This window comes from Halobacillus sp. (assembly GCF_049282395.1).
Classification (GTDB): domain Bacteria; phylum Bacillota; class Bacilli; order Bacillales; family Halobacillaceae; genus Halobacillus.
In genome coordinates, this window is sequence record NZ_JBAPTY010000355.1 from 1 (window position 1) to 22252 (window position 22252).

At 42.2% G+C, this 22252-nt stretch carries 22 protein-coding genes; 21 read left to right on the forward strand and 1 reads right to left on the reverse strand.

Annotated features, from left to right (window positions below):
• The first annotated feature begins 46 nt into the window (after positions 1 to 46).
• Genes WAM07_RS14915 through rsmI form a run of 3 tightly spaced genes read left to right on the forward strand, consistent with a single transcriptional unit; the run spans position 47 to position 1929 of the window.
• Entirely contained in the window at positions 47 to 790 is a 744-nt protein-coding gene (locus WAM07_RS14915; RefSeq protein ID WP_422168135.1) for a tRNA1(Val) (adenine(37)-N6)-methyltransferase, read from the forward strand.
• Positions 780 to 1070: a GIY-YIG nuclease family protein gene (locus WAM07_RS14920; protein WP_422168098.1), complete on the forward strand. Its 291-nt coding sequence runs from the start codon at positions 780 to 782 to the stop codon at positions 1068 to 1070. The genes WAM07_RS14915 and WAM07_RS14920 overlap by 11 nt, the downstream gene beginning before the upstream one ends.
• On the forward strand, positions 1048 to 1929 hold the full coding sequence (gene rsmI, locus WAM07_RS14925) for a 16S rRNA (cytidine(1402)-2'-O)-methyltransferase (RefSeq protein ID WP_422168100.1): 882 nt from the start codon (positions 1048 to 1050) through the stop codon (positions 1927 to 1929). Before WAM07_RS14920 ends, rsmI begins: the two co-directional genes overlap by 23 nt.
• A gap of 115 nt (positions 1930 to 2044) precedes the next feature.
• On the opposite strand, the gene WAM07_RS14930 is transcribed toward rsmI, so the two are convergent.
• Positions 2045 to 2320 (reverse strand): AbrB/MazE/SpoVT family DNA-binding domain-containing protein, encoded by a 276-nt coding sequence (locus WAM07_RS14930; RefSeq protein ID WP_014641347.1) that lies wholly within the window; start codon positions 2318 to 2320, stop codon positions 2045 to 2047.
• A gap of 425 nt (positions 2321 to 2745) precedes the next feature.
• Here WAM07_RS14930 and metG point away from each other — a divergent pair, with 425 nt between their 5' ends.
• From metG to spoVT, 18 genes are all read left to right on the forward strand, one after another.
• Positions 2746 to 4701, forward strand: coding sequence for a methionine--tRNA ligase (gene metG, locus WAM07_RS14935; RefSeq protein WP_422168102.1), 1956 nt, complete (start codon positions 2746 to 2748; stop codon positions 4699 to 4701).
• 77 nt (positions 4702 to 4778) lie between these two features.
• A complete protein-coding gene (locus WAM07_RS14940) occupies positions 4779 to 5549 on the forward strand; it encodes a TatD family hydrolase (RefSeq protein ID WP_422168104.1) in 771 nt (256 codons plus the stop codon).
• 404 nt (positions 5550 to 5953) lie between these two features.
• A complete protein-coding gene (locus WAM07_RS14945; protein ID WP_422168106.1) occupies positions 5954 to 7270 on the forward strand; it encodes a ubiquitin-like domain-containing protein in 1317 nt (438 codons plus the stop codon).
• A 93-nt stretch (positions 7271 to 7363) separates the two neighbouring features.
• On the forward strand, positions 7364 to 7924 hold the full coding sequence (gene rnmV, locus WAM07_RS14950; protein WP_422168108.1) for a ribonuclease M5: 561 nt from the start codon (positions 7364 to 7366) through the stop codon (positions 7922 to 7924).
• Positions 7917 to 8795, forward strand: a complete 879-nt coding sequence (gene rsmA / locus WAM07_RS14955) for a 16S rRNA (adenine(1518)-N(6)/adenine(1519)-N(6))-dimethyltransferase RsmA (protein WP_422168110.1) — start codon at positions 7917 to 7919, stop codon at positions 8793 to 8795. The genes rnmV and rsmA overlap by 8 nt, the downstream gene beginning before the upstream one ends.
• A gap of 62 nt (positions 8796 to 8857) precedes the next feature.
• A complete protein-coding gene (yabG, locus tag WAM07_RS14960) occupies positions 8858 to 9733 on the forward strand; it encodes a sporulation peptidase YabG (protein ID WP_422168112.1) in 876 nt (291 codons plus the stop codon).
• Positions 9734 to 10013: 280 nt separating this feature from the next.
• On the forward strand, positions 10014 to 10274 hold the full coding sequence (veg, locus tag WAM07_RS14965; RefSeq protein ID WP_014641354.1) for a biofilm formation stimulator Veg: 261 nt from the start codon (positions 10014 to 10016) through the stop codon (positions 10272 to 10274).
• A 139-nt stretch (positions 10275 to 10413) separates the two neighbouring features.
• Entirely contained in the window at positions 10414 to 10596 is a 183-nt protein-coding gene (locus WAM07_RS14970) for a small, acid-soluble spore protein, alpha/beta type (RefSeq protein WP_224895974.1), read from the forward strand.
• Positions 10597 to 11349: 753 nt separating this feature from the next.
• A complete protein-coding gene (gene ispE, locus WAM07_RS14975; RefSeq protein WP_014641356.1) occupies positions 11350 to 12216 on the forward strand; it encodes a 4-(cytidine 5'-diphospho)-2-C-methyl-D-erythritol kinase in 867 nt (288 codons plus the stop codon).
• Positions 12217 to 12277: 61 nt separating this feature from the next.
• Complete coding sequence (purR, locus tag WAM07_RS14980) at positions 12278 to 13096, forward strand: pur operon repressor (protein WP_089753603.1); 819 nt, start codon at positions 12278 to 12280, stop codon at positions 13094 to 13096.
• A 161-nt stretch (positions 13097 to 13257) separates the two neighbouring features.
• Positions 13258 to 13557: a septation regulator SpoVG gene (gene spoVG, locus WAM07_RS14985; RefSeq protein WP_041601130.1), complete on the forward strand. Its 300-nt coding sequence runs from the start codon at positions 13258 to 13260 to the stop codon at positions 13555 to 13557.
• A gap of 163 nt (positions 13558 to 13720) precedes the next feature.
• A complete protein-coding gene (gene glmU, locus WAM07_RS14990; protein ID WP_422168115.1) occupies positions 13721 to 15100 on the forward strand; it encodes a bifunctional UDP-N-acetylglucosamine diphosphorylase/glucosamine-1-phosphate N-acetyltransferase GlmU in 1380 nt (459 codons plus the stop codon).
• Positions 15101 to 15115: 15 nt separating this feature from the next.
• Positions 15116 to 16069, forward strand: coding sequence for a ribose-phosphate diphosphokinase (locus WAM07_RS14995; protein ID WP_422168117.1), 954 nt, complete (start codon positions 15116 to 15118; stop codon positions 16067 to 16069).
• An 84-nt stretch (positions 16070 to 16153) separates the two neighbouring features.
• Positions 16154 to 16810, forward strand: a complete 657-nt coding sequence (locus WAM07_RS15000) for a 50S ribosomal protein L25/general stress protein Ctc (protein WP_422168119.1) — start codon at positions 16154 to 16156, stop codon at positions 16808 to 16810.
• 164 nt (positions 16811 to 16974) lie between these two features.
• Positions 16975 to 17538, forward strand: a complete 564-nt coding sequence (pth, locus tag WAM07_RS15005) for an aminoacyl-tRNA hydrolase (RefSeq protein ID WP_422168121.1) — start codon at positions 16975 to 16977, stop codon at positions 17536 to 17538.
• An 82-nt stretch (positions 17539 to 17620) separates the two neighbouring features.
• On the forward strand, positions 17621 to 17851 hold the full coding sequence (locus WAM07_RS15010) for an anti-sigma-F factor Fin family protein (RefSeq protein WP_014641363.1): 231 nt from the start codon (positions 17621 to 17623) through the stop codon (positions 17849 to 17851).
• Between the two features lie 52 nt (positions 17852 to 17903).
• Complete coding sequence (gene mfd, locus WAM07_RS15015; protein WP_422168123.1) at positions 17904 to 21440, forward strand: transcription-repair coupling factor; 3537 nt, start codon at positions 17904 to 17906, stop codon at positions 21438 to 21440.
• 227 nt (positions 21441 to 21667) lie between these two features.
• On the forward strand, positions 21668 to 22204 hold the full coding sequence (spoVT, locus tag WAM07_RS15020; protein ID WP_422168125.1) for a stage V sporulation protein T: 537 nt from the start codon (positions 21668 to 21670) through the stop codon (positions 22202 to 22204).
• The last annotated feature ends 48 nt before the right edge of the window (positions 22205 to 22252 follow it).

Genomic DNA, 22252 nt, shown 5'->3' on the forward strand with positions numbered 1-22252 from the left:
ATGAAAATCTGATTAACTTCCATACGTTAGAAAGGAAACAAGCATGATGGTACAACTATATGATGACGAACGAATTGACTTTTTATTAGCAAAACAAAATATGAGAATCATTCAAAGTCCGACGGTATTTGCTTTTTCCCTTGATGCTGTATTACTGGCTGATTTTACATATGTACCTAAAACCAGAGGGAAGATTCTAGACCTTTGTACAGGGAATGGCGTCATTCCTTTATTTCTATCCACACGTTCTGAAGTACCCATAACCGGTGTGGAAATTCAGGAAAGACTATATGACATGGCTTGCCGGAATATTGAGTTAAATAAACTCAACACACAGCTCGACATGATTCATGGCGATTTAAAAGATATGCCGGCTCGATATGGCAATCGAAAATTTGACCTCGTTACCTGTAATCCTCCTTATTTCCCTACTCCTCAAATGGACGAGCGAAATATAAATGAACATTTGGCAATTGCCCGTCATGAGATTTATTGCACGCTTGAAGAGGTTATAGAAGCTTGCAGCCGATTGGCTAAATCTGGAGGTAAAGTATCTATGGTTCATCGCCCGGAGCGGATGGTGGAGATTATAGAGCTATTTCGAAAACACCGCTTAGAGCCTAAACGGATGCGTCTCGTTTATCCAAAGGAAGGAAAAGAAGCAAACACTTTATTAATTGAAGGAACCAGAGATGGCAAACCAGGACTTAAGATTCTGCCTCCTTTATATGCACTTACCTCCGAAGGTGAATACACTTCTGAATTGAAGGAGATTCTGTATGGGGAATAATCATATCGTGTATATTCTGCGCTGCAGTGATCAATCGCTTTATACAGGCTACACGAATAATCTGGAAGCCCGTTTAAAAAAGCATGAGGTTGGAAAAGGTGCCAAGTACACGCGCGGCCGGGGTCCATTTAAACTTGAATATACAAAAGCATTCGAAACTAAACGAGAAGCTTTGCAGCAGGAATATCGAATTAAGCAGTTATCTCGTATAAAAAAAGAACAATGGATTGCTGAAACATTGGAAGGAGAGATCCAAGGTGAAAATACAGAAAAGCTATAAGAAAGATGGGTCAGAAGCTGGAGCTTTATATGTTGTTCCTACCCCTATAGGTAATTTAGAAGATATGACGTTTAGAGCTGTCTCAACTCTAAATGAGGTTGCTGGAATTGCGGCAGAGGATACAAGAAACACAAAAAAATTGATGAATCACTTTAATATTCATACTCCATTAATCAGTTATCATGAACATAATAAACAAATGCGCGGACCTCAGCTGATCGAGCGCATGAGGAACGGAGAACAGCTCGCCGTAGTCAGCGATGCCGGTATGCCGGGAATCTCAGATCCTGGGTCAGATCTTGTTAAAGAGTGCGTGGAAGGAGATATTCCTGTAATCGTACTTCCCGGAGCAAATGCGGCCCTTCCTGCGCTAGCTGGTTCTGGAATTTCTACCGAAAAATTTTATTTTTGTGGCTTTTTGCCACGTAAGAAAAAAGACCGATTAGAAGAATTGGAAAAGCTGCAGTCTTTACAAGCCACTTTAATTTTTTATGAATCACCACACCGCTTAAAAGAAATGCTTTCCCATACACATGAACAATTAGGAAATCGAAAAGCGACGATCGCGAGGGAACTATCAAAAAGATATGAAGAATTCGTAAGAGGAAACTTGGAAGAGCTCCTTGAATGGTCTGCGAAAGAGGAAATACGTGGGGAATTCTGCATCATTGTTGAAGGGGCATCCTTTGAAGAGGAAGAAGAGGATCCATTCTGGTGGACACACTTATCCGTTATCGAACATGTAGAACATTACATGGAAAAAGAGGCTATGAAGAGCAAGCAGGCGATTAAACAAACATCCATGGATCGAAAACTATCCAAACGAGAGGTCTACCAGGCTTACCATGTGCATGAATAAAGAAATCCCTTACTGCCAGGCCTGTGAACAGTAAGGGATTTTATATTACAACATATGTCTAGTTGTTTGATTCTCTTTATTAACCAATGTCGTCACTCTTTATTTATTTATTTATCTATTTAAGATTTTGCTGCAGTTCTTGCAAGAGAATTTGTGCGCCTTCTTTACTTAACACAAGATTGCCATTTGCTAGTTTCATATTTTCATCAGAAACTTCCCCCGTAACATGGCAAGTCATGTTAGGCTTGTACTTTTTAAGGACGATGCGATCATCATCAACATAAATTTCCAAAGCGTCCTTCTCATTAATTCCTAATGTACGACGTAGTTCGATCGGAATTACCACACGACCTAACTCGTCAACTTTACGTACGATACCTGTAGATTTCATTTTTCTGTCTCCCCTCAATCAAAAGTTATTTCGTCATGTTTCGACATATGTCTCGCCATTATAGTACCAACCATTCCCAAACGTGTCAATTACTTATAACCGATGTTTATTTCCAACTTTACATACCGGTTAGGGTATTTTGGGCGGTGTCACTGAGTACCTGAGCAGGCCTGTGCGAGTAATAGAAACTCTCTACTCTACCAAAAATGGTTGAAATAACCATCTTTTGATTACACTTAATTTTACCAAAGTAATGACAGATGTGAAATGTTCAATCTTAACTTTTTTTTGACAGTTATCCAATTCTTTCGGTATATTTTAATGTTAGGAATGGAAATAAAGTAGATAAATCGATAAAATGTTACAATAGCCATTATGAATGAATAGAAGCTTACACAGCTTGGAATTTCAGAGGAGGGAAAATAATGCCTGAGGAAAAGAAGACCTTTTACATTACTACGCCGATTTATTACCCTAGCGGTAATCTGCATATCGGACATGCTTACACGACTGTAGCCGGTGATGCTATGGCAAGATATAAACGATTGCAAGGATATGAAGTCATGTATTTAACCGGTACTGATGAGCACGGACAGAAAATTCAGCGTAAAGCAGAGGAACAAGGGGTGCAGCCCCAGGCTTACGTGGATGAGATTGTCAGTGGCATTAATGATTTATGGGATAAACTCGACATTTCTTACGATGATTTTATTCGTACCACCCAAGATCGTCATAAAGAAGTCGTAACGAAAATCTTTGATTACTTAATGAAAAAAGGCGATATCTATTTAGATGAATATGAAGGCTGGTATTGTACTTCCTGTGAATCCTTTTTCACAGAACGTCAGCTTGATGATGGTCACTGCCCAGATTGCGGCGGTCCAGTCGAAAAGGTTAAAGAAGAATCCTACTTCTTTAAAATGAGTAATTACGTAGATCAATTGCTTGAATTCTATGAAAACAATCCTTCGTTCATACAGCCAGAAAGCCGAAAAAATGAAATGATCAATAACTTCATTAAGCCTGGCCTCGAAGACCTGGCGGTTTCCCGCACGACTTTCGACTGGGGAGTAGAGGTTCCAGGTAACGCAAAACATGTTATTTATGTGTGGATTGATGCGTTAAGTAACTATATTTCTGCTCTAGGGTTCGATACAGAAGACGATGAGCGCTATCAGAAATTCTGGCCAGCTGATGTTCAGCTTGTAGGAAAGGAAATTGTACGCTTCCACACGATTTACTGGCCTATCATGCTCATGGCTCTTGATCTTCCACTTCCGAAAAAAGTCTTTGCCCACGGCTGGATTTTGATGAAAGACGGAAAAATGTCTAAATCTAAAGGGAATGTGGTAGACCCTGTCCAGCTAAGTGAACGTTATGGTCTCGATGCACTTCGTTACTACCTGCTTCGTGAAGTTCCATTTGGATCGGATGGTGTCTTCACTCCGGAAGCATTCGTAGAACGGACTAACTATGACCTGGCCAATGATCTCGGGAATCTACTCAATCGCACGGTAGCTATGGTTAGTAAATACTTTGATGGTCAAATTCCTGAACTTTCCCTTGGTGAAGACGAATATGATCAGAGTCTGGAAAAGCTTGCGCTTGAAACTCGCCTTAATGTAGAGAACGCTCTTGAGAACATGGAGTTCTCAGTAGCTCTTTCCGATTTATGGAAGTTTATTAGCCGTACGAATAAATATATTGATGAGACGCAGCCGTGGATCCTGGCTAAAGATGAAAGCAAGAAAGATCGTCTTGGTAATGTTATGGCTCACCTCACAGAGTCCTTGCGTCAGATTGCGGTTATGCTTCAGCCGTTCTTAACTCGTACACCTGAACGTATTTTCACACAGCTTGGTGTAAAAGAAGAAGCACAGAAAACGTGGCAGAGTCTTAGCGAATTTGGCGCGATTGAAGCGGGCACAGCCGTTCAAAAAGAAGACCCGATTTTCCCACGCCTGGATGCCGAAGAAGAGACACAGATTATTAAAGATATGATGAAAAAGCCTGCTGCTCCCAAGGAAGAAGAGCAGGAAGAGAAGCCGGACACAGATGAAGTCACCATCGATGATTTCATGAAGCTGGATTTTCGTGTGGCGGAAGTCGTGAAGGCAGAGCCAGTGAAAAAAACCGATAAGCTATTAAAGATTCAGCTGGATCTTGGTTATGAAAAACGCCAGGTTATTTCCGGTATCGCTGAACACTATACTCCGGAGCAACTCGTTGGAAAAAAAGTAATCTGCATCACGAATTTGAAACCTGTGAAGCTTCGCGGCGAACTATCTCAAGGAATGATTCTAGCCGGTGAAGATGATCAAGGAACACTGTCCTTAGCTTCCGTTGATCAAACGTTAAGCAATGGCACTAAAGTGAAATAACTGAAGTAATGACAGAAAGGGAGAGCCGGACTAAGCTTTCCCTTTTTGTTATCAAATGAAGAAGAAAGGGGATTTCTATGCTTTTTGATACACATGTCCACTTAAATGCGGATCAATTCGAGGAAGATTTGGAAGCTACCATACAACGCGCCAATGAAGCGGGAGTAGAGTATATGACGGTCGTTGGCTTTGATCATAAAACGATCCCTAAAGCTATTGAAATTGCTGAAAGCCATGAGAAAATTTATGCGGCCGTCGGCTGGCACCCTGTTGATGCCGTTGACTTGTCAGACAAGGAGCTTAAGTGGATTGAAGAACTCTCTTCTCATCCTAAGGTTGTTGCAATAGGAGAGATGGGTCTGGATTACCATTGGGACAAGTCTCCAGCAGATGTTCAAAAAGAGGTCTTTCGAAAACAAATCCGTCTGGCTAAGAAAGTGAAGATGCCCATTATTATTCATAATCGTGAAGCGACTGATGATATCGTGGAAATATTAAAAGAAGAAGACGCTTCTGAAGTAGGAGGAATCATGCATTGCTATAGCGGCCCGGTTGAGACGGCCCGGGAATGTATAGACATGAACTTTATGATTTCTCTCGGAGGTCCGGTCACCTTTAAAAATGCCAAGCTGCCGAAAGAAGTGGCTAAAGCGATAGACTTGAAGCATATGCTGGTAGAAACAGATTGCCCATTCCTTGCCCCTCATCCTAATCGAGGCAAGCGCAATGAGCCGGCATACGTAAAACTTGTGGCCGAACAAATAGCTGAGTTAAAAGAAATCACCTTTGAAGAGGTGAGCGAAGTGACGACTTCAAACGCTCTTCAATTTTTTGGTATTAAATCATAATACAGGGTCAATTGTTACAGAAATACCTCTTATTTGTACTGGAACTGTAACATGACTGTTATGTTAATTATTCATAGGAAATTGCATAATAAAGAAGCCAGCTTTACCCAAGCTGGCTTCTTTTTTTATTTGCTCTGTAAAATTACCTTTTCGAATACTACATAGAAGCTCCCGATAGTGGAAAACTTCGTTTCAAGATATTGTTTTATGAGGAAGGTCCTCCGAGGAGATCACCGTTCTCCTATAGGAAAGCGAGTTATTTCCCCATTAGCCCTTCTCTACATATCGTCACGGATCCAACTTATCTCGAAACGGAGATTTCTACAATCCGGCCTTATTGTGGAAGAAGGACCTTTGAATTTGGATACATTCATAAAAACTCAATATGAGGAAGAAGGATGAACATGAAGACGAACCCGTTCCAATCAGTGATGAGGTATAAGGAAACATGGATACTTGTACTAACTATTATAAGTTTGTGCTTTATATCAATGGTAACGTATGAAGCTACTAAAGCTTCTGTACAACTCACAGAAAACGGCAAGTCTGAAGTCATTCGTACTCATTCTAATACGGTCGGTGATCTGCTGACTGAACTGGAAATAAAAGTCCAGCCTACTGACGAACTTTCACATAAACTCACACAACCCGTTACATACGGGATGGACATTCAGTACATAGCTTCTAAATCCTTGTCCATAGCTATGGATGATCAACCGGCAAAGAATTATCATACAACGGCTGCTACAGTGGGGGAGTTTTTTGAAAAAGAAGGGCTGAGTTTCCAAGAGCACGATCTAATCTCGCATTCTGAACCAGCCTCTATTAAAGATGACATGCAAATAACGGTAAGACAGGCTATTCCTGTCGTTATAGACGATGGCGGCAATGAAAAAGAAGTATGGACTACAGCGTCAACTGTTGAAGAGGTGCTAAACCAGCAGAAAATAACCCTTTCCCCCTTAGATGAATTAAAGCCTGCTCTCAATGAACCGTTAGCAGCGGACATGCCTGTACGTGTGATACGGGTTGAGAAAGTAACAGATTATAAAGATAAGAAGATCGATTATTCTGTAGAAACCCGGAAAGACGATTCGCTTCCGAAGGGAGAAAAACGTACGTTACGTGATGGAGAATACGGACTAATCACCCAAAAATATGAAGTGACTCTTAAAAACGGTGAGGTAGCGGCTCGTGAATTGCTGGAAGAGACGGTAGAAAAAGAAAGCCGGAATCAAGTGGTTGCTATTGGGACAAAAGCAGAAAAAGGTAAGAAAGTGTCTGATGCTGAGCACGCTGGCCGTTCTCTCCGTACAGCCAGTCAATCTGCACCTAATGAACCCGTTCAAAAGGAAATCTCAAAAAAACCTTCGAATCGCTCAACATCCGAAGAAGTAACGGCAGCTTCTAGGGACAGTCAAAGTAATAAAGAAGAGACGCTTTATATGCATGCTACTGCATACACTGCCCAATGTACAGGCTGCTCAGGAGTAACCGCTACCGGGATAAATCTAAACGGCAATCCAGATAAAAAAGTGATAGCTGTAGATCCCGATGTGATTCCGTTGGGAAGCCGTGTCTGGGTAGAAGGCTACGGGTATGCTATAGCAGGGGATACCGGTGGTGCGATTAATGGTAAACGTATAGATCTTTTCGTTCCAGATAAGGAACAAGCACTGAGCTTCGGCCGTCAGCAAGTTAAGGTCAAAGTTCTGGACTAAGCAGAGGCATCCTTCCTCTGCTTTTTTTCCGTTATACACTCGTGGTATGCTATGAAAAGATTAATTGAGGTGAATAAACAGGAGGAAATAAAGTTGAAAATAAAAGAAGTGATTGTAGTGGAGGGAAAAGATGATACCGCAAGAATTCGTGAAGCCGTGGAGGCCGACACCATTGAAACGAATGGATCTGCTATTGACGAAGAGGTGTTAGAGCAGATCAGCCACGCTCAGGCTAAACGAGGGGTTATCATCTTTACGGATCCTGATTTTCCAGGAGAGCGGATTCGACACATCGTAGATCAATACGTTCCTGGCTGCAAGCATGCTTTTTTACCTAAGCATTTGGCACGTGCCAAACGTGATAAAGGGGTGGGAATTGAACATGCCACTGTAGATGATATTCAGGAAGCTTTGGGCTCTGTGTATGAACTAATGGAATTCTCCGAAGGTTACATTACCAAAGAGGATTTAATTGATTATGGCCTGATTGGAGGGCCGTCTGCCAGAAAACGGAGAGAAAAATTAGGAATTGAACTTCATATTGGCAAAACCAATGGGAAGCAGTTGCTGCGCCGGTTAAATATGTTTCAAATCACTGCAGAGCAATTAGAAGAGGCGATGCAGCGTATCATAGAGGAGGAAAGCAATGAATAATAAAGCAGTCGCTACACCCACGCGGACAAAGGAAATATTAGAAACGTATGGATTTTCTTTCAAGAAAAGTCTGGGTCAAAATTTCTTAATAGATGTAAATATATTGAAAAACATTATCGAGCATGCAGGGATTGACCATTCTGTAGGAGTCATTGAAATTGGTCCAGGGATTGGAGCTCTGACTGAACAACTGGCTATTCATGCCGATCGGGTGGCTGCTTTTGAAATTGACCAGCGCCTGCTCCCCATTCTTGAAGATACGCTGAGTGCTTACGATAATGTACACATTATCAACCAGGACATATTAGAAGCTGATGTGACAAGGGTTATTAAAAATACATTTCATGAAGGACAGGAGATTCACGTCGTAGCGAATCTTCCCTATTACATCACTACTCCAATCTTAATGAAACTGCTGATGGATCAGCTTCCGATTGACAGTATCACTGTGATGATCCAAAAAGAAGTGGCCGACCGTATGGCCGCTAAACCAAATACAAAAAGCTATGGTTCGCTTTCTATAGCGGTACAGTATTATACCGAAGCTCATGTATCCATGAACGTACCTAAGACCGTGTTTATGCCTCAGCCTAATGTTGATTCTTCTGTGCTTCACCTTAAAATGCGCGACCAGCCTCCTGTTGAAGTGGAAGATGAGAATTTCTTTTTTGAGATCGCCAGAGCAACATTTGGCCAGCGTCGAAAAACTTTAATGAATAACTTAGCCCGGCATTTTAAAGGTAAAATGGATAAGGAAGAAATTCGACAGCGTCTGCAAAGAGCTGATATTGATCCTGGACGCCGTGGAGAATCATTAACGATGGAAGAGTTTGCTCGATTAGCAAATGTTTTTTATTCAGAATCCATCTAAATGACACAGGGCAGCCAAACTCACATACACTAATGTAGTGCTCTTTGTGAGGTGGGTGAACCATGATAACAAAAGGAGATCTTGTTACAAGAAAGTCGTATCAGCATGACATCATTTTTCGTGTGAAAAATTGTGATAAACCACTTGTTAAACTCATGGGAGAACATATCCGCTTAGAAGCGGATGCGCCACTTGAGGATTTAGAAAAAGTGAGTGGAGACGAATACCACAGAAGAAAAGTAGAAGTAGATGAACAGGAAGCTTTTTCTTACAGACTCTTTAAACAGGACTATCGGCTTCTAAAAGAGAAACGGGATTCCCAGGCTGAGAGTGGTTATGCTACAGGGAAGGATGCTAAATATTTTCAAATTCCTCCCCGCGTGCTTCATATAGATGGAGACCCTCTCTTTCTGAAGAAATGTATTGCTCTTTATGAAGAGCTGGGAATACAAGTGCATGGTCAATATATGCATGAAAAAGAAATGCCGGAGCAGGTAATGGGGCTTATAGAAAAAGTCCAGCCGGAAATTGTAGTGCTTACAGGACATGATGCCTATTCAAAGACTAAAGGTTCTGTAAGGGAGCTTGAAGCATATCGTCACTCCCGTTTTTTTGTGGAGGCGGTTAGGAATATAAGGCAGAAGTATCCGAATTTTGACCAGATGGTTATCTTTGCAGGAGCCTGTCAATCGCATTTTGAATCTTTAATCAGAGCTGGAGCTAATTTTGCCAGTTCGCCTTCAAGGGTTAATATACATGCAATTGATCCCGTATATGTTGCAGCGCGTGTAGCTTATACTTCCTTTATGGATCACATTAATATTTGGGAAGTCATCCGTAATACAATTAGTGGAGAAAAAGGGCTCGGGGGAGTGGAGACCCGCGGTCTTTTGAGAATCGGTATTCCTTATTCGGAATATTCGGAAGATCCCTCCTAATGACATCAGTTAGTTATATTTGAACGGAAACACTCATATACTCAAATTAACGTGTGTTTGGTCCACACATGTAGAAGACCTGCCTAAAGAAAAGAAAAAGCAAGGTCTTTTTCATTTTTTGAAGAGAGTCACATATTTTTCCTGTTATTGGATAACCTAGCAGAGAACATCTATAAAATTTTTATGTTGACATGGATTTTGACATATTGGTATAATTTATAGTTTTATTTGACTTTGTCCAATCTCTGTGGTACTATAAATAACAGTGAGGTGGAGTGTAGTGGCTAAAACGTTAGTAGAAATCAAACAATCCCTGGAAGGGCAAATTGGCAGACGTCTAACCCTGAAAGCAAATGGTGGACGTCGTAAAACGATTGAACGCTCAGGAATTCTGGCTGAAACATACCCAGCCGTTTTTATTGTTGAACTGGACCAGGAAGAAAATGCTTTTGAACGTGTATCCTATAGCTATGCCGATGTTCTTACTGAGACAGTAGAACTGAATTTCGATGATTTACAGACCTTGGCTCTCGAGCAGTAAACTCCACGTTTGCTGCTTTTTGTTTTTTATAAAGTGGGAACAGCTGTGAGATCATCCAATCTTTTCTCGGATAGCTTCGTTACAAAATCATATACTAACCTTGTCGTAGCTTTAGTGGTTGCGAAAGGAGCTGAAGACGATGGGGCGCAGAAGAAGTATGATGTCCGATTCGTTTAAAGAAGAGATCGCGAAAGAACTTGGGTTTTACGACAAGGTTCAAAAAGACGGCTGGGGCGGTATTACGACACGCGAAGCCGGCAATATGGTGAAACGGGCGATAGAGAAAGCACAAGAACAGATGATAAGAGAACAGCAAAAATAGATCAAAGCTCCCTGAAGCCTATAGAAGCTTCAGGGAGCTTTTTTACATCTGGCCCTGTGTCGCGATTGCATAGGACACTTATTCAACAATAGGGCCGGTTACTGTAAGACTCAGTTTCAAGATATACTGGGTCCGTTGCCAAAAAATGAGAGTTGTTGGGGAAATAACTCGCTTTCCTAGGGGGAACGGTGAGGTTCCTCGCTCGTTTCACTCCCTGCGGGATCTCACCTAGTTCCTTCTCCCATGGGAGTCTCGTCATTTCCCCACCAACTCAGCCGCGGGAGAATAACAGACCCGGCCAGAAGAGAGTATGCTCTCCTTCTTAACTGGTCTTAAATGCTTCTATGACAGGCTATCTTTACATCTTTATAGCATGAATACAGGCTCATATTCCCTTTTTTTTTGGTCATCAAGAAGATATCTTAAGTGGTTTCAAGGTTCTAATTCGGCCAGGTCCGGAGGGGGACGATGTAGACTCCTGCGGGATGAACATGATCGGTGAGATCCCGCAGGGCTGCAAAGCCCGAGGAAGCTCACCTCATGCCCGCGGAAAGCGAAATCGTCCCCCGAAGGACCTTCAGCTCCACCAATATCTCGAAATCAAGTCTTCAACAAACGGTAGCTTTTCTTTAAAATCAACGCAGAGATTACCAAAGTCATGTTGAAGGAGATATGCAAATTTCAGGTCCTCTGCCTAACGCCTTAAAATATGGTACAATGCTTTAAGATAATCTGTTAGGATGAGGTGCTTGAATGCAAATTTTTGAGAAAGCTCCCGCTAAAATCAATTTGTCTTTAGACGTCTTACATAAACGTGAAGATGGGTTCCATGAAGTCGAGATGGTGATGACCACCGTGGACCTTGCTGACCGGATTGAGTTGAACACGTTAGAGGACGGTTCCATACGTGTAGAGTCGGAAAGTCGTTTCGTACCAAATGATGAACGTAACCTTGCGTATCGGGCAGCTAAACTAATGAAAGATCACTATTCAGTGAAACAGGGCGTGCGTATTTTTATTGAGAAAAATATTCCGGTAGCTGCTGGTCTCGCAGGAGGGAGCAGTGATGCAGCAGCTGTACTTCGTGGAGTAAACCGTTTGTGGGGCTTAAATAAAAGTCTGGACGAACTGGCCGTTTTAGGGGCTGAAATAGGATCTGATGTTTCTTTCTGCCTTTATGGTGGAACCGCACATGCGACCGGGAGAGGGGAAAAGGTTACGCCTCTTCCGGCTCCTCCCCCTTGCTGGGTGGTGTTAGCTAAGCCTCCTCTTGGTGTTTCTACCCAGACGGTTTATCAGAATCTGAACCTTGCTGATGCTCATCATCCCAACACCAATGCGATGATTGAAGCGTTAATGGATTATGATTTTGATGCCATTTGTGCGCAGGTAGGGAATACGCTTGAAGGAGTAACTCTCAATCTTCACAGAGAAGTGGGGCAGATTAAAGAGCAGATGCGACAGGCTGGAGCCGATGCGGTGTTAATGAGCGGTAGCGGTCCAACCGTCTTTTCTTTAGTCGATACGGATGCCAGAGCTCAAAGGATTTACAACAGCTTAAAAGGTTTCTGTACGGAAGTGTACGTCGTTCGTATGCTCGGATATCAAGAAAGAACTTGATAAAACCCGTACAAATCTGATATATTTATTATTAATATTCGGATTTCGGGGTGTATTGCCAATGAAAAGAAGTGAACGGTTGGTTGCAATGACTCATTTTATTCTTGATCGGCCACGCGAATTGATTTCGCTGCCATTTTTCTCAGAGAAGTATGATGCGGCTAAATCCTCAATTAGTGAGGATTTAGGGATTATAAATAAAATGTTTCAACATGAAGGTATTGGTTACTTAGAGTCTGTTTCTGGAGCTTCAGGAGGAGTTAAATATATTCCGGCATTTTCTAAAGAGTACAGCGAAGAGTTCGTTCATCAGCTTTGCAGACGATTAGAAGATCCGGAGCGGCTTTTACCTGGAGGTTATTTATTTATGAGTGACATCCTTGGGGATCCCGAAGCAACAAGAAGCATCGGGCGTTTATTTGCTTCTGCATTTAGAGACAGAGATATTGATGCCATTATTACGGTCGCGACAAAGGGCATTCCGCTTGCCTATGCCGTTGCGTCTTATTTAAATGTCCCGGTTGTGATTGCAAGGAGAGATCCCAAAGTTACCGAAGGATCTACTCTTAGCATTAATTATGTGTCCGGCTCAACGCGGAAGATTCAGACCATGGTTTTAACAAAACGATCTCTAAAAGAAGGCTCTAAAGTTTGTATTATAGATGATTTTATGAAAGCTGGAGGAACGATCAGCGGAATGAAGAATCTTCTCAATGAATTTAACGCTGAGGTGGTCGGTATCGGCGTTTTAGCCGAAGCAGAAGATGAGGATGAAGAACGAGTGGTGGATGACTACATCTCGCTTGTTCAAATCCTGAATGCAGATGACCGCAAAGGTTCCATTGAAGTTATTCCTGGAAATCTTCTTAATTATTTATAGTGTCTCAAGAAAGTCCTGACTTCATAGTTCGGGACTTTCTTTTTTTGGTTTGAAAGAAAAATTAAGGAAAACGAAATTTTTTTATAAAAGTTGCAGGAATTTTTACCGTTTTGTGGAATTTAACTACATAAGTTCTTTTGTAAAAAAGGTGGTGAATGATAATGGAAGTAACTGACGTAAGGCTGCGACGCGTGAATACTGATGGAAGAATGCGAGCAATTGCTTCTATTACCTTAGATCAGGAGTTTGTTGTCCACGACATACGGGTGATTGATGGTAACAATGGGTTGTTTGTAGCGATGCCTAGTAAACGTACTCCTGATGGAGAGTTCAGAGACATTGCACACCCGATTAATTCTGGCACACGTGGAAAAATTCAAGATGCTGTGCTGGAAGCTTATGAGCGTGCTGGCGACGAGGAACAATCAGAAGTGGAATATGAAGAAGCCGGAGCTTCCTAATACTTACGAAGATCAAAGGAGTCTGACCTTATTTTAGGTTAGACTCCTTTTTGATGGGGAAAAACTCTTTTTGTAGAGCTTATTTTGTAAAAGGACGGATTGTTGAAATCAAGAGGATTTTAAGATATTATTCATAATGGATAAATAGGATGGAGGTACGTTCATGACTAACCGATATGCTGTCGTGCTGGCAGCAGGCCAAGGCACTCGCATGAAATCAAAACTATATAAGGTTTTACATCCTGTGTGCGGTAAGCCTATGGTGCAGCACGTCGTTGATCAACTAAATACACTGGAACTTAACGAATTAATTACAGTCGTTGGATTTGGAGCTGAGAAAGTTCAGCATCAACTGGGTGAGGACAGCCATTATGTCGTTCAGGAAGAACAACTGGGGACAGGCCATGCGGTTTTAAAGGCTGAGGATATTCTGGCTGATAAAGAAGGAACAACCGTTGTTGTATGCGGGGATACCCCTTTATTAACAGCCGAGACGCTGCAGAAGCTGCTGGATCATCATGATGAAGAAAATGCTCAAGCCACTATACTTACAGCCCATGCAGATGATCCATCAGGTTACGGACGTGTGATTAGAGGCGGCAACGCGCAAGTAGAGCGAATCGTAGAGCAAAAAGACGCTTCTGAAGAAGAAAAAGCTATCCAGGAAATCAATACAGGTACTTACTGCTTTGATAACCAGAAGCTTTTTGAAGCTTTGCAAAACGTGGCAAATGATAATGCTCAAGGTGAATATTATCTGCCTGACGTCATTGAAATCCTTAAGAACGAATCCGATAAGATCAGTGCTTATCAAACCCCTGATTTCTCAGAGTCACTTGGAGTAAACGATCGAGTGGCGTTATCTAAAGCAGAAAAGTTAATGAAGCAGCGTATTAATGAGCAGCATATGAGAAATGGCGTTACGATAGTTGATCCTGATCAGACTTACATCGGTCCTGACGTACAAATCAGCCGTGATGTTGTCATAGAGCCTGGCTGTGTAATTGAAGGGAACACAATGATCGAGGAGGATGCAATAGTAGGTCCTCATTCATCGATTACGAATTGTTTTGTCGGAAAAGGCACAGTTATTAAACAAAGCGTGGCAGCTGACAGCCATATTGGTGAGCGGGTGCAGGTAGGACCCTATGCTCACATCCGACCAGCTTCTTCGCTTGGCGATGAAGTAAAAGTAGGTAACTTTGTTGAAGTTAAAAAAGCTTCATTCGGAAGCGGAAGTAAAGTTTCCCACCTTAGTTACATCGGGGATGCAGAGGTTGGAGATGGTGTGAATATCGGTTGTGGTACAATAACTGTGAATTATGATGGGCATAATAAACACTTAACCACGATTCAGGATGATGCCTTCATAGGCTGCAACTCTAATTTAGTAGCACCTGTAACTGTTGGAAAAGGCGCTTACGTAGCAGCGGGTTCTACGATTAATGAGGATGTCCCTGCTGAAGCTTTATCTATCGCTAGAGCGAGACAGACCAATAAAGAAGGTTACGCTGCAAAAATGAAATCGAATAAAAAAGAGTAACGGAGGGTTCAATCCATGGCAACTGGGTATAAGGATTCAAAACTGAAAGTATTCTCACTGAACTCCAATCCTGAATTGGCAAAGGAAATTGCTGAAAATATCGGGGTGGAATTAGGGAAGTGTACGGTAACAAGCTTTAGCGATGGAGAAATTCAAATTAATATCGAAGAGAGTATCCGTGGCTGCGACGTTTACGTTGTTCAATCTACATGCGAACCTGTGAATCAGCACATCATGGAACTCCTGATTATGATTGATGCCTTGAAGCGTGCTTCAGCCAGAACGATTAACATCGTAATGCCTTATTATGGTTATGCGCGTCAGGATCGTAAAGCCCGTGCACGTGAACCAATTACGGCTAAGCTGGTAGCGGATCTTCTGGAAACAGCCGGAGCTTCGCGCGTCCTTATGCTGGACCTTCATGCTCCTCAAATTCAAGGGTTCTTCAACCTTCCTATTGACCATTTAGTAGGAGTTCCGATTTTATCGGATTACTTCGAAGAGAAGAACTTTGAAGATGTGGTTATCGTTTCACCAGATCACGGCGGTGTAACGCGTGCTCGCAAAATGGCCGATCGCTTAAAAGCGCCAATCGCCATTATTGATAAGCGACGTCCTCGCCCGAATGTTTCTGAAGTTATGAATATTGTGGGGAATATTGAAGGGAAAACGGCCATTATCATTGATGACATTATTGATACAGCAGGAACGATTACATTAGCAGCGAATGCACTAGTTGAAAATGGGGCCACAGAAGTGTATGCATGCTGTACTCACCCTGTACTGTCCGGTCCTGCTATTGATCGCATCGACAGTTCTAAAATTAAAGAGCTGGTCGTTACGAATACTATTCCTCTTGGCGAAGATAAAGCAAGCGAAAAAATCACTGAACTATCCGTTGCCGGTTTAATTAGTGAAGCGATTATTCGTGTTCATGAACGTCAATCCATCAGTAGCTTGTTTGATTAAGAAGTTTATGAGAAAATAGGTTTAACGTTTGAGCGAAACGGGAAAAAGACCAGATGACTGGTATATTATTGGAGGTTGAGTAATTTGTCTATTTCATTAAAAGCATCTCAAAGAAACGAATTAAAACAATCAGTGACACGTGAATTGCGACAAGAAGGTAACGTACCAAGCGTAGTTTACGGGAAAGATAAAGAGCCAATCACTGTTTCTGTTAACAGCATCGAATTGCTTAAAACAGTACGTGATGAAGGTAAGAACGCCATCATTTCCCTTGATATAGAAGGTAAAGACAGTGTAGATGTTATGCTGCACGAATATCAGGTTGACCCTCTAAAAGATGAGTTAATCCATGCGGACTTCTATATCGTGGACATGAGCCAGGAAATGGACGTTGAAGTACCTGTTCACCTTGAAGGGGAAGCAGCAGGAAGTAAAGAAGGCGGCGTCCTTCAGCAGCCGCTTTATGATTTGGCTGTTCGTGCGAAGCCGGCTAACATTCCTGAGGAAATTCTAATTGATGTTTCTGAATTGAACATTGGTGACAGCATTCTGGTAAGTGATATTACATCTTCCCGTGGATATGAAATCACAGAAGATCCAGATACCACGATCGTTGCTGTTACTCCTCCGGAAGAAGTACCGGAAGAGCCTGAAATCGCTGATGAAGATGCTGAGCCGGAAGTCATCAATGAGAAAAGTGATGATGAGGATCAGGATGAAGAAACAGAAGATAAAGAATAATCCTGAGATGAACAAAGGGCGTGGCCAAAAGGCCCGCCTTTTTTCTATGTTAAAGCGCTGTTCTTAAGGGCTGTTTTTCAAGCTCGATATAAACTGACATTATTTTTAATCAACCTTTGTTATACTAAGGAGAGCACGACTATGTTGGATAAAGGAAGTTTGCAATGAAGTGTATAGTAGGTCTTGGAAACCCAGGTAAGAAATATGCAAAAACACGTCATAACATCGGGTTTATGATTCTTGATGAGCTAGTCAAGCAAAATCATTGGTCCTTGGAACAGACGAAATTCCGGGGGATATATACAATAGAACATGTAAATGGTGAAAAAATTCTATTATTAAAACCTCAGACGTTTATGAACCTGTCTGGGGAATCTCTGGTTCAGTTCATGAATTTTTTCGATCTGGAAGCAGATGATATTCTCGTCGTGTATGATGATCTCGATCTTCCGCCAGGAAAGATACGTCTGCGTAAAAAAGGCGGACACGGTGGGCATAATGGGATCCGTAATATTATTGACCATTTAGGTACAAAGGAATTTAATCGTTTACGTGTAGGGGTAGGACGGCCCGACGGCCCTGTTTCCGTCGTGGACTATGTTCTTGGAACGTTTACCAAGCAGGAACAGGACGCCGTATCTGAAAGTATAGAGGCTGCTGTGAAAGCGTGTGAAGCTTGGATGACCCAGCCTTTTAATGAAGTCATGAATGATTTTAACGCGATGTAAATAATGAAGTCTTACCTTGTTTAGTATAAGCTTAATACAAGCCGGCAAAACTAATGACCATCAGCTTTGAAGGAGGATGGAAATGAAAATTCATTATTATTGCCGGCATTGTCAGCGTCAAGTAGGTGAATTAGATGCAAAGCATGTGGATGTATCCCAGTTAGGTTTAGACTTATTAAACGAAGAAGATCATCAGCAAATGGTTCATATGCACGCTAACGGTGATTTAAATATTCGTACGATTTGTGATTCTTGTAAAGAGACCTTGGATCAACATCCACATTATCATGAGTTAGATTTTTTTATTCATTAAATCAAGAGCGGACCTTTTGAAGCGGTAGGCCTTGATGGTGGAGGAGTTCGTTATGCAAGGAATTAAAGATTACTTATATCCCCAGGATGATGTCCATTCAATCATTGAGGGCTTTGAATCAGGGATGAAGGAACAAATGGTTGCAGGATTGTCTGGTGCATCACGGAGTGTAATGATCTCCTTGCTTAAGGAATCATTGGACCGTCCTGTTCTGCTTGTTACCCATCAATTGATTCAAGCTCAGCAGTTGTATGAGGACATGCAAGAACTGACCGAGGAGGGTCAGGTTCAATTATATCCCGTAAACGAACTGATCGCCTCTGAAATTGCGATTGCAAGTCCTGAATTAAGAAGTCAGAGAATTGAGGCCTTGAGCAACTGGCTGAATCAAGATAAAGGGATTCTTATTGTCCCTGTAGCTGCTCTAAAACGCATCATGCCGCCAAAATCCTACTGGGAGCATAATCAGCTCCCTTTTCGTGTTGGGGAAGATATTGAGCTGAACACGTATTTGGAGCGGCTGGTAAGTATGGGTTATGAGCGTACAGAGATGGTAGCTACCCCGGGAGAGTTCTCCCTGCGCGGGGGAATCTTTGATATTTATCCGTTAACGGCAGAATTTCCATACCGGATTGAACTGTTTGATACCGAAGTAGATTCGATTCGGACGTTTGATTCGGAAACCCAAAGGTCGCACGATAAACTGAATGAAGTTACGGTAGGACCTGCCACGGAACTACTGCTCCATAAGGAAGACTTTACGAGGGCGTATCATCGCTTGGAAAATGCTCTCAGCCACTCCCTGAAAAAGTTGACGAAAGCGGATGCAAAAGAAACCTTGAACACCGTGATTGAGCAGGACCTTGACCGTTTGAAAGATCAGGAACGCTTTCAGGAGATGTATAAATACATTGGTTATTTTTATGAAGAGTCTGTAAGTCTGCTAGACTATCTTCCTGAGAATGGATTGATGGTTCTCGACGAGATGAGCCGTATTCAAGAAACCGCTAACCGTCTTGACCAGGAAGAAGCGGAATGGCATCAAAGCTTATTAGAAGCCAACCAGACAGTCCGTGACTTGAACATCTCTTTTGACTGGCAGGACACGTGGGCCAAGATGAAGCATCCTACCCTATATATGTCTGTATTCATGCGACATATTCCAAATACTCACCCTCAGAATGTAGTCAATATTTCAAGCCGTCAAATGCAGCAATTTCACGGGCAGATGAATTTATTGAAGAATGAAATGGAGCGGTGGCAGAAGCAGGATTATTCGGTAATTATTCTGGCTCCTGATCACAACCGTAGCGAAAAGATCCAGTCGGTATTAGAGGATTATGATATGGAAGCTGTGATCTCTAAATCAGACGTTAAACTGCCTTTAGTGAAACCGACAATCGTCACCGGGAATATCAGCAGTGGCTTTGAATGGCCTATGCATAAATTGGCCGTTCTCACCGAGAATGAACTGTTTAAAACCCGTACGGCCAAGCCCAAACGTAAGCAGAAGCTTTCCAATGCTGAACGCATCAAGAATTACCAGGAGCTTAAAGTGGGAGACTATATCGTCCACGCTAATCACGGGATTGGTAAATACTTAGGTATAGAAACACTTGAGATGAATGGCAATCATAAAGATTTTCTAATGGTTAATTATTCAGGTAATGATAAGCTGTATGTCCCGATCGACCAGATTGACCTTATTCAAAAATATGTGGGTTCTGAAGGGAAAGAGCCTAAAATATACAAGCTCGGTGGCAGTGAGTGGAATAAAGTCAAGCGCAAGGTTCAATCTTCAGTAGAGGATATCGCCGATGACTTAATTCAGCTTTACGCAGAACGGGAAGCTTCTAAAGGTCACGCGTTCAGTGAGGATGGCGAAATGCAAAAAGATTTTGAGATCGCTTTTCCTTATGAAGAAACCGAGGACCAGGTGCGTTGTATAGAAGAAATTAAGGAAGATATGGAACGTATTCGACCTATGGACCGCTTGTTATGCGGAGATGTCGGATACGGTAAAACGGAGGTAGCGATCCGCGCCGCCTTTAAAGCGATCTATGAAGGCAAACAAGTGGCGATCCTTGTACCTACTACCATATTGGCTCAGCAGCATTATGAAACCCTTCAGGAGCGCTTCCAAGGGTTTGGTATTAACCTGGGATTAATGAGCCGCTTCCGCACGCGCAAGCAGCAAAAAGAAACGACAGACAGGCTTAGAAAAGGATTAGTGGATATTATCGTGGGCACCCACCGGATTCTTTCAAAGGATGTTCAATTTAAAGATCTGGGTCTGCTGATTGTAGACGAAGAGCAGAGGTTTGGCGTGAAGCACAAAGAAAAAATCAAACAGCTGAAGCATAATGTGGATGTTCTGACATTAACAGCAACTCCAATTCCTCGAACACTTCATATGTCGATGCTCGGCGTCCGCGATTTATCGGTTATTGAAACACCGCCTGCGAATCGTTTTCCTATTCAAACGTATGTCCTGGAATATAATCCAATTTTCCTGCGGGAATCGATTGAAAGAGAAATGGCACGCGGCGGCCAAGTCTTTTTCTTATTTAACCGTGTGGAAAATATCGAACGGATGGCTCAGGAAATCGCTGCGCTCGTCCCCGAAGCCCGCGTAACATTCGCTCATGGGCAAATGAATGAAACGGAGCTTGAGAATGTCATGTTTTCCTTCCTTGAAGGGGAATATGATGTACTTGTGAGTACCACCATTATCGAAACAGGAGTCGATATTCCTAATGTGAATACGCTTATTGTTTACGATGCAGATCGTATGGGTTTAAGCCAGCTTTATCAACTTCGCGGTCGCGTAGGCCGTTCGAACCGCGTGGCTTATGCTTACTTTACCTACCAACGGGATAAAGTACTGACGGAGGTAGCTGAAAAACGTCTCCAGGCTATTAAAGAATTTACTGAATTAGGCTCAGGTTTTAAAATTGCCATGCGAGATCTTTCGATACGAGGAGCAGGTAATTTACTGGGGTCTCAACAACACGGATTTATTGATTCAGTAGGGTTTGATATGTATTCTCAAATGCTGAAGGATGCTATTGAAGCGAAAAGACAAGGTAAAGAACCGGAAGCAGTCCAGCCGTTCCAGCCAGAATTGGATATGATGATGGATGCTTATATTCCTGGCACATATATTCAGGATGAAAAGCAGAAGATTGATATGTATAAACAATTCCAGGCAGTGGAATCTGTAGAAGACGTGCATGATTTACGTGATGAATTGATTGATCGCTTCGGAGATTATCCGGAAGAGGTGGAAAACTTATTCAGGGCTACTTCCATTCGTCTCTTTGCTAAACAGGCACGGATTGAATCCATTACGGAGAAGAAAAGGAAGCTTGAAATGGTCATGGATTCAGACCAAAGCCAGCTGATTGACGGAGCGAAGCTGTTTGAGTACGCCAATAAATATGGTCGTATCGTACAGTTAGGCACGGAAGATAACCAGTTAAAAGTCACCTTTAAATGGGATCGTCAGCCGCAGGCAAAGCGTTATGAGATTGTTGAGGAGTTCTTAAGTCAACTTCCAACCATGATTCGTGAAACGACTACAGCTTAAATAGAATAGAGGTCTTCCAAGCAGGAAGGCCTCTTTTTTTGTGCGCTCTTTAGGGAAGATTCAAGTTAAAATTTGCAAGAAAACGGAATTATTATAAAAAAATCCATACCAAGGGTGTATAGGTTTTTTATGCTGTACCATACTATCCTTAATCACCCGCTTATTCTCCATGCGCTTCATAAGGAAAATAACAGGAATATCATCACAGAAAGGGAGGCAGCATAAGAATGAAAGCAACTGGTATTGTACGCCGTATTGATGATCTGGGGCGTGTGGTTATTCCAAAAGAAATTCGCCGCACGTTAAGGATTCGTGAAGGAGACCCTCTGGAGATTTTTGTGGACCGCGAAGGTGAGGTTATTTTAAAGAAATACTCGCCCATCAGTGAGCTTGGTGATTTTGCGAAGGAATATGCAGAAGCTCTTAGTGAAGCCTTAGAAGTCCCTGTAATGATTTGTGACCGAGATGAGTATATAGCCGTAGCTGGTGTAACGAAAAAAGATTACCTGAACCGATCCATTGGTTCAAAAATTGAGCAGGTGATGGACACAAGAACGATGAGTTATGAAAAACACCCAGCACCGATAGAGTTTACCCGCGGCCAAGAAGAAGATGTCATTTCTTATATCATTCATCCTATAATCGCCCAGGGAGATCCCATCGGTTGTGTAGCAGCTTTCAATAAAGAAGGTTCACCTATCGAAGAAGGATCAAATAAAGCAGTCCAAACAGCAGCCAGTTTTTTAGCGAAGCAAATGGAATAGGTGAAGGGTCAGGTCCGTATAGGTAAAGGATCTGACCTTTTTGTATGA

Bases quoted from the DNA above. Each gene is read 5' to 3' on its own strand.
- mfd (WP_422168123.1), top strand. From the start codon at position 17,904: ATGCAAGGAATTAAAGATTACTTATATCCCCAGGATGATGTCCATTCA.
- rsmA (WP_422168110.1), top strand. From the start codon at position 7,917: ATGAATAATAAAGCAGTCGCTACACCCACGCGGACAAAGGAAATATTA.
- ispE (WP_014641356.1), top strand. From the start codon at position 11,350: ATGCAAATTTTTGAGAAAGCTCCCGCTAAAATCAATTTGTCTTTAGAC.
- spoVG (WP_041601130.1), top strand. From the start codon at position 13,258: ATGGAAGTAACTGACGTAAGGCTGCGACGCGTGAATACTGATGGAAGA.
- metG (WP_422168102.1), top strand. From the start codon at position 2,746: ATGCCTGAGGAAAAGAAGACCTTTTACATTACTACGCCGATTTATTAC.
- WAM07_RS14915 (WP_422168135.1), top strand. From the start codon at position 47: ATGGTACAACTATATGATGACGAACGAATTGACTTTTTATTAGCAAAA.
- WAM07_RS14930 (WP_014641347.1), bottom strand. From the start codon at position 2,320: ATGAAATCTACAGGTATCGTACGTAAAGTTGACGAGTTAGGTCGTGTG.
- glmU (WP_422168115.1), top strand. From the start codon at position 13,721: ATGACTAACCGATATGCTGTCGTGCTGGCAGCAGGCCAAGGCACTCGC.
- WAM07_RS15010 (WP_014641363.1), top strand. From the start codon at position 17,621: ATGAAAATTCATTATTATTGCCGGCATTGTCAGCGTCAAGTAGGTGAA.
- WAM07_RS14940 (WP_422168104.1), top strand. From the start codon at position 4,779: ATGCTTTTTGATACACATGTCCACTTAAATGCGGATCAATTCGAGGAA.
- WAM07_RS14920 (WP_422168098.1), top strand. From the start codon at position 780: ATGGGGAATAATCATATCGTGTATATTCTGCGCTGCAGTGATCAATCG.
- WAM07_RS14970 (WP_224895974.1), top strand. From the start codon at position 10,414: ATGGGGCGCAGAAGAAGTATGATGTCCGATTCGTTTAAAGAAGAGATC.
- spoVT (WP_422168125.1), top strand. From the start codon at position 21,668: ATGAAAGCAACTGGTATTGTACGCCGTATTGATGATCTGGGGCGTGTG.
- pth (WP_422168121.1), top strand. From the start codon at position 16,975: ATGAAGTGTATAGTAGGTCTTGGAAACCCAGGTAAGAAATATGCAAAA.
- WAM07_RS14995 (WP_422168117.1), top strand. From the start codon at position 15,116: ATGGCAACTGGGTATAAGGATTCAAAACTGAAAGTATTCTCACTGAAC.
- purR (WP_089753603.1), top strand. From the start codon at position 12,278: ATGAAAAGAAGTGAACGGTTGGTTGCAATGACTCATTTTATTCTTGAT.
- WAM07_RS14945 (WP_422168106.1), top strand. From the start codon at position 5,954: ATGAAGACGAACCCGTTCCAATCAGTGATGAGGTATAAGGAAACATGG.
- yabG (WP_422168112.1), top strand. From the start codon at position 8,858: ATGATAACAAAAGGAGATCTTGTTACAAGAAAGTCGTATCAGCATGAC.